12 protein-coding genes and 1 pseudogene are annotated in these 13536 nt (G+C 66.3%); 6 read left to right on the forward strand and 7 right to left on the reverse strand.

The genetic code is table 11. The features are described 5' to 3' along the window. The first annotated feature begins 64 nt into the window (after positions 1–64). From ACFJGT_RS02460 to ACFJGT_RS02480, 5 genes are all read left to right on the forward strand, one after another. Positions 65–991, forward strand: coding sequence for a LysR family transcriptional regulator (locus ACFJGT_RS02460; protein ID WP_377845521.1), 927 nt, complete (start codon positions 65–67; stop codon positions 989–991). A gap of 143 nt (positions 992–1134) precedes the next feature. Beyond that, positions 1135–2010: a substrate-binding periplasmic protein gene (locus tag ACFJGT_RS02465; RefSeq protein ID WP_377845523.1), complete on the forward strand. Its 876-nt coding sequence runs from the start codon at positions 1135–1137 to the stop codon at positions 2008–2010. Between the two features lie 38 nt (positions 2011–2048). Beyond that, a complete protein-coding gene (locus tag ACFJGT_RS02470) occupies positions 2049–2774 on the forward strand; it encodes an amino acid ABC transporter ATP-binding protein (protein WP_377848900.1) in 726 nt (241 codons plus the stop codon). A gap of 6 nt (positions 2775–2780) precedes the next feature. Then, a complete protein-coding gene (locus ACFJGT_RS02475; protein WP_377845526.1) occupies positions 2781–3455 on the forward strand; it encodes an amino acid ABC transporter permease in 675 nt (224 codons plus the stop codon). Then, positions 3455–4129: an amino acid ABC transporter permease gene (locus ACFJGT_RS02480; protein ID WP_377845528.1), complete on the forward strand. Its 675-nt coding sequence runs from the start codon at positions 3455–3457 to the stop codon at positions 4127–4129. Before ACFJGT_RS02475 ends, ACFJGT_RS02480 begins: the two co-directional genes overlap by 1 nt. An 18-nt stretch (positions 4130–4147) precedes the next feature. On the opposite strand, the gene ACFJGT_RS02485 is transcribed toward ACFJGT_RS02480, so the two are convergent. The 7 genes and pseudogenes from ACFJGT_RS02485 to ACFJGT_RS02515 all read right to left on the reverse strand — a co-directional run bounded on the left by ACFJGT_RS02485 (position 4148) and on the right by ACFJGT_RS02515 (position 12794). Next, positions 4148–4999, reverse strand: a complete 852-nt coding sequence (locus tag ACFJGT_RS02485; RefSeq protein WP_377845530.1) for a hypothetical protein — start codon at positions 4997–4999, stop codon at positions 4148–4150. An 18-nt stretch (positions 5000–5017) separates the two neighbouring features. Next, on the reverse strand, positions 5018–5965 hold the full coding sequence (locus tag ACFJGT_RS02490) for an N-carbamoyl-D-amino-acid hydrolase (protein ID WP_377845532.1): 948 nt from the start codon (positions 5963–5965) through the stop codon (positions 5018–5020). Positions 5966–6110: 145 nt separating this feature from the next. Further along, the gene (locus ACFJGT_RS02495) at positions 6111–7319 is read right to left on the reverse strand and encodes an MFS transporter (RefSeq protein ID WP_377845534.1); all 1209 of its coding nucleotides are present in this window, start codon (positions 7317–7319) and stop codon (positions 6111–6113) included. Positions 7320–7547: 228 nt separating this feature from the next. Continuing rightward, entirely contained in the window at positions 7548–8966 is a 1419-nt protein-coding gene (locus ACFJGT_RS02500) for a mannose-1-phosphate guanylyltransferase/mannose-6-phosphate isomerase (RefSeq protein WP_377848901.1), read from the reverse strand. Positions 8967–9194: 228 nt separating this feature from the next. Then, positions 9195–9587: an acetyl-CoA carboxylase biotin carboxyl carrier protein subunit gene (locus tag ACFJGT_RS02505; RefSeq protein WP_377848902.1), complete on the reverse strand. Its 393-nt coding sequence runs from the start codon at positions 9585–9587 to the stop codon at positions 9195–9197. Positions 9588–9926: 339 nt separating this feature from the next. Beyond that, positions 9927–11190, reverse strand: a pseudogene (locus ACFJGT_RS02510) (acetyl/propionyl/methylcrotonyl-CoA carboxylase subunit alpha); the annotation flags it as partial. Between the two features lie 5 nt (positions 11191–11195). Beyond that, positions 11196–12794: an acyl-CoA carboxylase subunit beta gene (locus tag ACFJGT_RS02515; RefSeq protein ID WP_377845537.1), complete on the reverse strand. Its 1599-nt coding sequence runs from the start codon at positions 12792–12794 to the stop codon at positions 11196–11198. A gap of 263 nt (positions 12795–13057) precedes the next feature. On the opposite strand from ACFJGT_RS02515, the gene ACFJGT_RS02520 reads away from it, so the two are divergent. Then, on the forward strand, positions 13058–13504 hold the full coding sequence (locus ACFJGT_RS02520) for a VOC family protein (protein WP_377845539.1): 447 nt from the start codon (positions 13058–13060) through the stop codon (positions 13502–13504). Positions 13505–13536: the final 32 nt, after the last annotated feature.

The following is a 13536-nucleotide window of genomic DNA, read 5'->3' on the forward strand; positions in this document are numbered from 1 at the left end:
AGAGCGCTAGGCGCGAAATGAATCATGCTTATTATGCGGCCGACCATAATCGGATGTTATCGCCATGCGCCTCAATCTCCGGCAGATCGAAGTCTTCCGGGCCATCATGATCACGGGCTCGATCAGCGGCGCGGCGCGCCTGCTCTCGGTCTCCCAGCCCGCCATCAGCCGCCTGCTGGCCTATACCGAGGACCGGCTGGCGCTGCGCCTGTTCGAGCGCGTGCGCGGCCGCGTGCAGCCGACACCGGAGGCGCGTCGCCTGTTCCAGGAGGTCGACCAGGTCCATCAGGGCGTGGTTCGGGTCAACGAGCTCGCCGACGAACTGCGCGAGCGGGGCACCGGCTCGGTGCGGATCGTCGCGAGCCCCAGCGTCGGGCAGGCGCTGGTGCCGGATGCCATCGCCCGCCTGCGTGAGCGCTTCCCGGACCTGCGCGTCGAATTCGAGGTACTCACCCTTCTGGAGGTCGTCGCCAAGGTCGTGGCCGGCCGCGCCGATCTCGGGGTCTCGATCATCCCCGTCGACGAGCCCACGCTCAATACGGAGGTTCTGACGGAGGGACGGCTCATGGTCATCATGCCGCGCGACCACGCGCTCGCGCGATTGCGCGTTGTGCGCCCGGCCGATCTTGCGCCCTATCCGCTCGTCGGGTTCGGGCCGCAGACGCCCTATGGCGACGTAGTCGGCCGTGCTCTCGCTTCGAAATCCGCGCCGCTCAGGATCAGCACCGTCGTCCGCTTCACGCCGGTTGCCTGCGCGATGGTGCGGGCCGGCGCCGGCATTGCCGTCGTCGACGAGTTCGTGCTGCGCGGCCGAACCTGGCCGGAGCTGGTCTCGCGCCCGCTCGCACCGAAGACGCGCGTGCGCGCCCATCTGCTGACACCGCGCTTCGAGCCGCTGTCGCGCACGGCGAGCGCTTTCGTCGACATCCTGCGCGGGCTGGTGCCGCCTCCGCTCGCGAAGCCCGGCGGCGAAGGCGAGGATGCTGCTTAACATCAGGTTATGGCCACCCGACAATAAATGATTGGCTGGGCATGATTTCGCCCTGTTAGGCTCCGCTTGGACATGGCCGGATTGTTGCAAGAAGGGGCGCAGCGATCACGGCGCAGCCGTAACGCATAACGGGAGCGGGAATCATGAAGCTGAAGTCGATCAAGCTGACGCGGGCCTTTGTCGCGGGCGCGGGGCTGGCCGCCATGCTCGCCATGCCGGCCATGGCGCAGGACGCCGACCATCCGCAGGGCGAGAAATTGAAGGTGGCCTGCGATCTCGGCTTCGCACCCTTCTGCTTCAAGACGCCGGCAGGCGAGACCACCGGCTTCACCTACGACATGTCGGAAGCTCTGGCGAAGCAGCTTGGCCGCCCCGGCGTCGACGTGACGGATTCGAACTTCTCGGCGATCTTCGCCGGCCTGTTCTCCAAGCGCTACGAGATGATCCCGGCGCCGACCAACATCACGACCGAGCGCGCGGCGCAGATGCTGTTCAGCGAGCCCTATATGCCGACGGGCCTCGGCTTCCTCGTCAAGAAGGGCGCGAAGATCGGCAATCTGGAGGAACTCAAGGGCAAGGCGCTGACCGTCAATAACGGCTCGATCTCGGACAAGTGGCTGACCGACAACGAAGCCAAGTACGGCTATACGATCCAGCGCTACAACAAGAATGCCGACGCCGTGCAGGCGGTGATGATCGGGCGCGCTTTCGCCAATGTGGCCGACGTCCCCGTCTCCCGCTATGTCTCGACGCAGACCCCGATGGCGGACGTGGCCTTCGTGCTCGACGGCGGCCGCAATTTCGGCATCGCTTTCCGCAAGGAGGATGCCGCGTTCCGCGCCAAGGTCGAGGCGGCGCTCGAATGCATCAAGACCGACGGCACGCTGGCCAAGATCCACGAGAAGTGGTTCGGCGTGAAGCCTGCGGCGGATTCGTCCAGCAGCAAGGTCTATCCGGGCATCGGCGCGCCGGATTTCGAGGGCTATGACGCGACCCCGCACAAGGCCGCCTGCAAGTGACCTCAGTGCCCGCCATGGCGACAACGCCCTCCGAGACGATCGTGTCGATCGAGGGGCTGCGCAAGAGCTTCGGCCAGGTCGAGGTTCTGCGCGGCGTCGACCTCAAGGTCGGCAAGGGCGAGGCCGTCGTGATCGTCGGCTCCTCCGGTTCGGGCAAGAGCACCTGCCTGCGCTGCATCAACCGGCTTGAGGAGCCGACGGCGGGCACGATCCGCCTTGGCGGGCAGGAAGCCACCGGCCCCAAGGTCGATCTCGACCGCCTGCGCCGCGGCATCGGCATGGTTTTCCAGGGCATCCATCTCTACCCCCACAAGACGGCGCTGGGGAATGTCTCGCTGGCGCTGCGCAAGGTCGTGGGCTTGAGCAAGGAGGCGGCCGAGACCAAGGCCCGCCATCACCTCGAGGTCGTCGGCCTTGCGCACAAGGCCGATGCCTATCCAGCCGAATTGTCCGGCGGCCAGCAGCAGCGCGTCGGCATTGCTCGCGCCATGGCGCTGGAGCCGCAGGTCATGCTCTTCGACGAGCCGACCTCGGCGCTCGACCCCGAGCTCGTCGGCGAAGTGCTCAACGTCATGGTCCGCACCAAGGAAATGGGCATGACCATGATCGTGGTGACCCATGAGATGAAGTTCGCGCGCGATGTCGCCGACCGCGTCGTCTTCATGGACCATGGCGCGATCCTGGCCGAGGGCACGCCGCAGGAGATCCTGGTCAACCCGCAGCACCAGCGCATCCGCGATTTCGTGATGCGCTCGCACGGCTGACGGTACATGGACCAGATCGTCCGCTATTTCTTCGATTTCTCGCTGATGTCGGCCTTCTGGCCGGACATCCTGCGCGGCTTTCTGATCACCGTGCAGATGTCGATCCTGACGGTCGTCATCGGCATTCCGCTTGGCCTCGGCCTCGCGATCCTCAGGCTCTACGGCATCCGGCCGCTGAACTGGCTGATCATCTTCTATATCGACTTCTTCCGCTCGATCCCGCAGCTCGTCCTGATCGTGCTGGCCTATTTCGCGCTGCCCTATTTTGGGCTGGTGCTGGAGCCGATCACCGCGACCGTGGTGGCACTGGCGATCGTGCTGTCGGCCTTCGCCGAGGAGATCTTCTGGGCCGGCATCAACGCCGTGCCGAAAGGCCAGTGGGAAGCCGGCCGTTCGACCGGCCTCTCCTTCACGAAAACGCTGGCCTACATCATCCTGCCGCAGGTGGTGCGCATCTCGATACCGCCTTTGACCAACCGCGCCATCGGTATCAGCAAGGGCACGACGCTGGGCTCGGTCGTCGCGGTGCCGGAACTGCTCAACGTGACCTCCAGCATCCAATCCAACGTCGCCAACCCGACCGCGCTGACCGTCGGCGCTCTTCTCTTCCTGCTGCTGTTCCTGCCCTTCGTGCGCTTCACGCGCTGGCTCGAACGCGCCTATGCGCATCCGAGGTCATGATGGACGATCTCGTCACGACCTTCTTCAATCTCGACGTGCTCAAGCAGGTCTGGCCGCTGCTGCTGCAGGGCTTCTGGATGACGCTGGCGCTGGCCGCCGTCGCCGTGCCGCTCTCGGTGCTCGCAGGCATCGCCATCGCCATGGCGCAGGATGTGCCCAACAAGCTGCTGCGCTTCTTCCTGATCGCCTATGTCGACGTGATGCGCGCGATCCCGCCGCTGTTGCTGCTGATCTTCATCTTCTTTGGCCTGCCCTTCCTCGGCCTGAAGCTGAACGAGTTCACCGCCGCCGTGCTGGCGCTCACCCTGAACGGCTCCAGCTATTTCGCCGAGATCTTCCGCGCCGGCATCGAATCCGTACCGAAAGGCCAGCGCGAAGCGGCCCGTTCGACCGGCTTGAGCTGGTACAAGAGCATGATCCATGTCGTCGTGCCCCAGGGCACGCGCAATGTGCTGCCGGATCTGATCAGCAACACGGTCGAACTCGTGAAGCAGACCTCGATCGCCTCGGCCGTCGCTTTGCAGGAACTGCTGCGATCGGCCCAGCTCGCTCAGGGTCTGCTCTACAATCCGACCCCGCTGATCGCGGCGGCGATCGTCTATTTCCTGATGTTCTGGCCGTTCGTCCGGCTGGTCTCGCGCCTGCAGAACCGCACGGCCATGTCCGCCGCGTGAGGGCTGCAGCCCCGTCGCTCAGGCCGCGACGGGATAAAGGCGGGTGATGCGGTTCGGGTTGGTCTCGGCGAGGAAGATATCCCCGCTTGGTCCGAGCCACAGACCATGGGCGCCGTTGAGCACTGGGCGGCAGCGGCCGAGCAGGGCACCATCCGCCGAAAGCAGGCTCAGCGTCGGAATGGAATCGCAGACATAGATGCGGTCCTGCGCATCGGCGACGACATCCTGAGGACGTAGGAACGCGTCCCACACGGCGAGAAGTTCGCCCCCGGCCGTGAAGCTTTGCACCCGGCTGTTCTCGCGGTCGGCGACGATGACGCGTCCATCGCTGAGCACGCAGATGCCGTGCGGCGTCAGGAACGCACCGGGAGCGGTTCCGACCGAGCCCCAGTTCGCAAGCAGGCTACCACTGGCGTCGAAGCGGTGAATGAGCCCGTTGCCATAACCATCGGCGACATAGAAGCCGCCATCGGGCACAAAGGCGATGTCGCTGGGATGGTTGAACGGCTGGCCTGGCCGATGGCTCTCGCCGATCTGCCTGTGCACCTGGCCTTCGCTATCGCAGAAGAAGATGCGATGGGCGTCGCGGTCGACGATGGCGAGGCCGCCCTCGGGCATCATCGCGATCTTGTGGGCATCGACGCACAGCTTTTCACCCCAGCTCCGGACGAAGCTGCCATCGGCCGCGAGCGTGACGATGCAAGGCCCCTCCGGATCGACGGCGCTGTCGCGGCGCAGCAGGACATGCACCAGCCCGTCCTGGCCGACCGCAAGATCGGTGATCCGCCCGGGCGTCGCGGGCAGGGCGCCCCAGGGGCGTTCGATGCCGTAGAGCCTGTCGCCGAGCGCGACGCGCAGTTCCGTCTTCATCCCGACCTCGGAGAATGCTCAGGCGCCCTCGGGCTTTCCGAGCGGAGCGCCGACGCCGGTCCGCTCGGTCAGCAGGCGGTAATGCTCGATGCGGCGATGCCTGGCGAAATCGAAGATCGTCGCCTTGCCGAAGCGGGTATCGTCGAGATCGCAGGGATGGACGAGCACGCCGTCCTCCTCATGATCGAGCTCGCCGACGATCTTGCCGTCCGGCCCCGCGATCAGCGTTCCCCCGAAGAGAGGATAGCCGTCCTCGTTGCCGGCCTTGGCGACGGCGACGACCCAGGTCGAGTTCTGGTAGGCGCCCGCCTGCACCGACAGGCGATGGTGGAACAGCCGATCGGCGGTCGTCTCGGTGAGCGAGTGCCCGTTGGCGGAAGGGGTGTTGTAGCCGAGCACGATCATCTCGACGCCTTGCAGCCCCATGACGCGATAGGTCTCGGGCCAGCGCCGGTCGTTGCAGATCGCCATGCCGAACAGCCCGCCCTCGAATTCCCAGACCGGGAAGCCAAGATCGCCCGGCTCGAAATAGCGCTTCTCGAGATGCTGGTGCGCCCGGTCCGGATCGAGCTCGACATGGCCGGGCAGGTGGACCTTGCGGTATTTGGCGACGATCCGGCCGCTCCGATCGACCAGGATCGAGCTGTTGAAATGCCGGCCCTCGGGCGTCAGCTCGGCATAGCCGAAATTCATGGCGAGGCCGAGTTCCCGCGCCTTGTCGAACAGGGGCTGCGTCTCGGGGCCGGGCATGCTGCGCTCGAACCATTGATCCGCCTCGGCACGATCCTCATGATACCAGCGCGGGAAGAAGGTGGTCAGCGCCAGTTCGGGGAAAACCACGAGTGTGGCGCTCTGCGCCTTGGCTTTCTCCAGCAGCGCGATCATCCGGCCGACGACCTGCTTGCGGCTGTCGGCGCGCTGGATCGGTCCCAACTGTGCAGCGGCGACGGTGATGAGGCGGGGCATCGGCAATGTCCTGATGTGGCCTGTGACCTGATTTTCGGGAACCGGCCGGGAGGCCTGTTCCAGCGACAAGCTCTAGAGGCCCTGCCTCCATTGTTCACATGCTTTATTCGGGATCAGGCATAACCTGATGTTATTGCGCCAGCGCTCAAACCGGCCGGTGGCGCAGATACCAGAGCGCGAAGGCGCCGGACACCGCGAGCTGGCCGGCGACCAGTAGGAAAGGCCAGTCGAAGCTGCCGGTCCGGTTCGCGATCACGGCGAAGGCCAGCGGGCCGCAGATCGAGCCGACGAAGCCGAACAGGCTTGCCCCGGAGGTCACGTCTCCGATGAGGGCCGGCGGCGAGACCCGCGCCAGCTCGGCCATATGCACGCCGTTCCAGCCCATCGATGTCGCGCCGACCAGCGCCATGCAGGGATAGATCAGCCAGGGGTTGGTGCTGCCCATCCCGATCAGCAGGGCGATGGCGGAGCCTGCGGCCAAAGCCAGCAGGCAGAGCAGGTGCAGGCCGCTGCCCGTCCGGTCTGCCAGCCAGCCGAAGAAGATGCGCGCGAAGGTGCTGGCGACGAGCAGGGTCGCGACCAGATGCCCGGCCTGCGCCAGCGTCTTGCCGTGCTGCGTGACCATGTAGGTCGCGGTGAAGGCGGTGATGCTGGCCTGCGTGATCGAGAAGGAGACGCCGAGCGCGGTGAGCATCGGCAGCGCGGCATGCGAACTCAGCACCCGCGCCGATCGCGACAGCGACGAGGGCGACAGGAACATCCGCGCCCAGGCCCGGTTCTGCGTGCCTTTCTCGGCATCGAGGCTCTTCCGGAAAGGCTGGACCGCGAGCGCGCTGACCAGGGCGATAGCGCCCGCTGCCCAGATCGCGCCGACGAGGCCGAGCCCCGACACCATCGGCGCGATGACGAAGCCCGCGATCGCACCGCCGAGCGGAACGCCGGCCTGCTTGATCGAGAAGACCAACGTCCGGTGGTCGGCCGGCGCGGTGCGCATCAGGATCTGGCTGCCGGCCGGGGTGTTGGGCGCAAGGCCGAGCCCCACCAGCAGGGCGCCGATGAAGCCAACGGCACCGAACGGTTGCGACAGGAGCAGAAGTCCGGCTGCGACGAAGGCGAGCCCGATCTGCAAGGCCCGGACCGGCCCGTGATGGTCGAGCATCGGGTTGCCGCAGGCGAGGAACCAGCAGATGCCGACCGAGACCACGGCCGAGACATAGCCGATGCTTTCGGGCGCGAGACCCCAGCGTAGCGTCAGGAGCGGGCCGAGAAGCGGGATGGCGGCCCCGGCGAAGGAACTCACGACCTGGACGAGCAGAGTGGCGCTGAGCGCGCTTCCCCACAAAGGCAGCTTCAAGGCGGTTCCCCCGATCCCGTCGCCGCACGCCTGTCCCGCTTCTGGGATCGAGCGGGTGAGGACGGCAGCGTCCGAAACGTTCTTCCGGCAAGGGCCGCAGGCGGTCGAGATGGATTGATGGGCTGGCGGGGCTGCGCCAGGAGCATGCGGGCTCTCAGGCCCGCGAAGGCGCTTCAGATCAGGGCGTGCGACGGCGGGCCATATCGGAAGCCGCTACGGGAGGCCCGATCAAGTGCGGGCATAGGCATCTTCGAGCCGGACGATATCGTCTTCTCCGGTATAACTCCCGACCTGCACTTCTATGAGCTCGAGAGCGATCTTGCCGGGGTTGGCGAGGCGGTGAGTGCAGCCGATCGGAAGGTAGATCGACTCGTTCTCGTGCACATGGCTGACCTGACCGTCTAGCGTTACCTCGGCGGTGCCGCGGACGACAATCCAATGCTCGGAGCGGTGGAAGTGCTTTTGCAGGCTCAGCTTGCCATCGGGCTTGACGTTGATGCGCTTGACCTGAAAACGGGAGCCGAGGTCGATGCGCTGGTACCAGCCCCAAGGCCGGTACATCCGCAGATGCTCGGTCGCCTCCGGGACACCCTGCTTCTTGAGCAGCTCGACCAGGGTCTTGACCTTGCCGGCTTCGGATTTGGGAGCGATCAGCACGGCGTCGCGCGTAGCGACAGCCACGATATCCTTCATGCCTATCGCGGTGAGCAGCATGTCGTCGCTGCGCAGTAGCGAATTCGTCGTATCGACTGCGACGACACGCCCTTGCAGGACGTTGCCGGCATCGTCCTTGGCGGCCACGGCATGAATGGAATCCCAGGAGCCGATATCCGACCAGTCGAAGCTCGCGGCAAGGACACCGGCCTTGTCGGTCTTTTCCATGACCGCGTAGTCGATCGAGGTCTTCGGAATCCGGCCAAAGGCGTCTGGGTCGAGGCGGACGAAATCCAGGTCGGTCTTCGCCGCGGCGATGGCGGCGGCAGCGCCTGCCAGAATCTCAGGCGCGAAGCGCTCCAGTTCGCCGAGCATGGTGGCGACCGAAAAGACGAAGTTGCCACTGTTCCACAGGAAGCCGCGTGCGAGATACCCCTCCGCGGTTGCCTCGTCTGGCTTCTCGACGAACCGCAGGAGCCGGGAAGCATTCGGCACGCCGAGCGACTCGCCGGGTGCGACATAGCCATAAGCCGAAGACGGCTCCGTCGGCGCGATCCCGAGCGTCATGATGAGGCCCGAGGCCGCAATCGTCCCGGCGGCTGCGCAATCGGCGCGAAAGTTCGCCGTATCCATGATGACGTGATCGGCGGCAAGCGCGATCGCGACGGCAGCTGGGTCCTGCGCCTGAGCGAGCAGCGCACCGATCGCGACAGCCGCGGCCGAATCCCGCCGTTCCGGCTCGATCACGATATCGCCCGCGATGCCCAGCGCCTGCATCTGCTCCGCCGCGACGAAACGAAATTCGTGGTTCGTCACGACGATGGGGCGCCCGAATGGCGCCCCCTTCACGCGCAGCAAAGTCGCCTGGAACGTCGACAGCCCATCATCCAGCAGCTGGATGAACTGCTTGGGCATGGAATCGCGCGATACCGGCCAAAGCCGCGTTCCCGCTCCACCGGCCATGATGAGGGGAATGATCGTCGAGGTCGTCATCTGGGCTTCAGCTCGGCTGGGAGTGAAACGGGGGCAAATACCACGCCGGAGAAAGCGCACCATCGGGTATCGCGTTGCGACGTGGGTGCGTCAATGTCGAGGGGATGATTTGATAGGGCGGCCGTTCGGAAATGTTCTTCCAACCTTCTGCGCCAGCGGCTTCGCTGATCGGCTAGATGTGAAGGCCTTGTTCGTGATGGCGCCGCCCTTGCCGCTCCGGAACCAGGCCTACGATCTAGACGACGGTTCGATCAGGAGGACTCGCTTGCCCGCTTGCACTGTGTCGCCCTGCTGGTAAGCAATGTCGGTCACCACGCCGCCGATGCCGGCCGAGAGCGAGGTGAAGAGCTTCATCGATTCCAGCACGACGACGACCTGTCCGGCCTCCACCGTGTCGCCCGGCGCGACGCGGACCTCGGCCACCACGCCCGGCATCGGCGCGAGGATCGCCCCGGAACCGGCTCCACCGCTGCCGGCTGCCGCTGCGGGCCGCGCCTCGCTGCCGATGCCGATGGTGAAGGTCTCGCCCTCGAGCGTCAGCCGGACTCGCTCGCCGGTCGTGGCATGGCTGCCGCGCAGGAGTCTGTCCGCGAAGGTCAGTTCGAAGATCTCGGCGTTCATGCGCAAGGCCAGTTCGATCTCGCCGTCCGCGTCGAGAACGATCCGCCGCCCGTCCGGCAGCAACCGGATCTCCAGCTTGGTCGCGCCATCCTCTTCCTCGGCGATCAGGCGGCTCGTCGCCACGCCGCCGGCGGGCGCCAGCAGGCGGAAACCCGCGAGGCTGCTCCAGGCATCGATGCGCGGTCGCGCCTTCCCTTGCTGCTCCAGCCAGAGCAGGGCTGCGACGGCGCGCGCCAGACGCTGCGCTGGCCGCTTCGCCGTCCAGCCATCGGGGAAGGCCTCCTCGATGAAGCGCGTCGTCGCCTGGCCCGCGGCGAAGAGCGGATGCTCGACCGCGTCGATCAGGAAGGGCAGGGTGGTCGCGGGGCCGAGAATGGCGAAATCGCGCAGGCCCGCCGCCAGCCGCGCGCAGGCCGTGGCGCGATCCGGTCCCGCGGCGATCGCCTTGGCCAGCAGCGAGTCGTAGAACAGGGTCACCTCGGAGCCGGCCCGCACGCCGCTGTCGACGCGGATCGAAGCGGGTTCGGCATAACCCTCGATCCGGCCGGTATCCGGTCGAAAACCCTGATCGGCCCGCTCGGCGGTGATGCGAGCCTCGATCGCGTGCCCGCTCTCGCGGATCTCGGACTGCAGCGCCGGCAGTCGTTCGCCGGATGCGATCCGGATCTGCCATTCGACGAGGTCGTAGCCGGTGATAGCCTCGGTGACGGGGTGCTCGACCTGGAGGCGCGTGTTCATTTCGAGGAACCACGGCTCGTCGAAACCGTCTTCCAGGATGAACTCGACCGTGCCGAGATTATCGTAGCCGATGGCCTTTGCCAGCGCGACGCCGCGCTCCAGCAGCTTCGCCCGGATTGCGGGCGCGAGATGGGGCGGGCGCCTCTTCCAGCACCTTCTGGTTGTTGCGCTGGACCGAGCAGTCGCGCTCGAACAGATGCACGATATTGCCGTGCTTGTCGCCAGCCACCTGCACTTCGAGATGGCGCGGGCGCATCACCAGCTTCTCGATCAGCAGCGCAGGGTCGCCGAAGGCGGCCTGCGCCTCTGCGCGTGCCATTTCGAGCGCCGGCACCAGTTCCTCTGCCGCAAACACACGGCGCATGCCCTTGCCGCCGCCGCCGGCGGAGGCCTTGATCATCACGGGATAGCCGATCCGCGCTGCCGCATCGGCCAGCGCCGCGTTCGATTGCTCATCGCCGGCATAGCCGGGCACGCTTGGCACGCCGGCCCTTTCGGCGATCAGCTTCGAGCCGATCTTCGGCCCCATCGCAGTGATGCATTCGGCGGAAGGGCCGACGAAGATGCGCCCCGCCTGACGGCAGAGCAGCGGCAGGTCCGGCTTCTCGGAGAGGAAACCGTAGCCGGGATGGATCGCCTCCGCGCCGCTGCGCGCGGCCGCTTCCATGATGGCTTCCGCCCGCAGATAGCTGTCGCGCGCGGCGGCAGGGCCGATGCGCACGGCCTCGTCGGCGAAGGCCACATGCTGCGCATCGCGATCGGCATCGGAAAAGACGGCGACGGTGCGGATGCCGAGGCGCCGGCAGGTCCGCATGATCCGCACGGCGATTTCGCCGCGATTGGCTATGAGCAGGGAACCGATCATCGGGATCACATCCGGTAGACGGGCCGATGCCCGGGCAGCTCGATCTCGCGGGCGGCGAGCGAGAGGCACAGGCCGATGACGTCGCGGGTCTGGGCCGGCTCGATGATGCCGTCGTCCCAGAGCCGGGCCGTGGCGTAATAAGGCGTGCTCTGCTCCTCGAACTGGCGGCGCGTTTCGCGGTCGAGTTTTTCGATATCGGCCTCATCGGCATTGCCGCGCGTCAGGCTCGAACGGCGCAACTCGGTCACCACCGTCGCGGCGACATCAGGCGACATCGTCGCGATGCGCGCATTCGGCCAGGCGAAGAGGAAGCGCGGCTGAAAGCCCCGGCCGCACATGCCGTAATTGCCGGCGCCGTAGGAGCCGCCGATGATCACGGTGTAGCGCGGCACGCGTGCATTGGAGACGGCATAGACTAGCTTGGCCGAATGCTTGGCGATGCCGCCGCGCTCGGCCTCGGTACCGACCATGAAGCCGGTGATGTTCTGCAGGAACAGCAGCGGGATGCGGCGCTGGTCGCAGAGTTCGATGAAATGCGCGCCCTTGAGCGCGCTGTCGGAGAACAGCACGCCGTTATTGGCGATGATGCCGACGGGCTGGCCGTGGATATGGGCGAAGCCGGTGACCAGCGTCGCGCCGAAATCCGGCTTGAAGGCATCGAAGACGCTGCCGTCGACCATGCGGGCGATAACCTCGCGCACGTCGAAGGGCTGTTTCAGGTCGGTGCCGACGATGGCGTCGATCTCGGCGGGGTCGTAGAGCGGCGCGGTGACGGGACGCGCCGGGATGCGCGGCGGTGCCGGCCAGTTGAGCGCGCCGACGATGTCGCGGAGCTTGGCGATTGCCTCATGCTCGTCCTCGGCGAGATAGTCGCTGACGCCGGAGACCTGCGTATGCATCTCGGCGCCGCCCAGCGTCTCGCCATCGACGATCTCGTTGATCGCGGCCTTGACGATCGGCGGGCCGCCGAGATGGATGCGGCCGGTGCCGCGCACCATCACGACCTCGTCGGAGAGCGCGGGGATATAGGCCCCGCCGGCCGTGCAGCCGCCGAACACCGCCGAGATCTGCGGCAGCCCGGCCGCCGACATCCGGCATTGCTGCAGGAACGCCCCGCCGAAATGATCGCGGTCCGGGAAGACGCGGTCCTGCTCCGGCAGGAAGGCGCCGCCGCAATCGACGAGATAGACGCAAGGCAAGCGGTTCTCGAAGGCGATCTCCTGCGCCCGCAGATGCTTCTTGACCGTTTCGTGGAAGAAGGAGCCGCCCTTCACCGTCGCGTCATTGGCGATGATCATGCAGGGCGTGCAGTGGACCACACCGATGCCAGTGACGATGCCGGCGCCCGGCACCGCGTTGCCATAGAGTTCCCAGGCCGCGAGAGGGGACAGTTCGAGAAAGGGCGACAGCGGGTCGACCAAGAGGTCGATGCGCTCGCGCACCGGGATCTTGCCGCGTTCGCGATGGCGCGCCTGCAGCTTCTCGCCGCCACCGGCAAGGACGCGTGCATGGCGCTCCCGCAAGGTGTGGATCAGCGCTTCATAGGCGTCCCGCTTCTGCTGCTGCTCGGCCCCCGTGCCGATTCGGCTTTCGATGATCGGCATGCGTGCGGAGCCTCCTCGGAAGTCCCGGCGGCTGGTCCGTCCGCGGGCGATGTCAATTACCTACCTGCCGGTAGGCAGTTCGGCAAGGAGTATTGACGGGCCTTTGCTTTGGATCGCAGGCGAACAGAGTTTGGTGAAGGGGAGAGGGAAGCTGCGGAACATTCGGCGGCGGCCGGCATTCGTCATGCTGACACACGCGTGTCGATATATTGATATCAAGCCATTTGAGGGGCGCCGAAGCTCCCGTCACAATGGAGACGACCATGAAGATCGTGACCAGCCTGAGTTTCCAGGGGGAATGCCGCGCGGCGTTCGAGTTCTACGCCAAGGTCCTCGGCGGCAAGATCACCGCCGCCATGCCTTATGGCGACGCCCCGCCCGGCATGCCGATCACGGACGAGAAGTACAAGAGCTGGCTGATGCATTGCTGGCTGGAAGTCGGAGACCAGGCCCTGATGGGCGCCGACATGGACACCGCCTGGGCCCCGAATGTTGACAAGCCCAAGAACGGCTTCGACGTCACCCTGCACACCAATGACCGGGCTGAAGGCCAGCGCTGGTACGATCAGCTGTCCGAGGGCGGGCGGGCCGGCATGCCGTTCGGCGAGACCTTCTGGTCGCCCGGCTTCGGTTCGCTGACCGACAAGTTCGGCGTGCCCTGGATGATCAACACCATCCCCGCGGCGGACTGGAAGCCGGCGCAGGGCTGATCATGCCAGAAAGCGCTCCGCGGCTAGCCGCG

It is taken from the genome of Allobosea sp. UC22_33, from assembly GCF_042700715.1.
Taxonomy (GTDB): Bacteria; Pseudomonadota; Alphaproteobacteria; order Rhizobiales; family Beijerinckiaceae; genus Allobosea.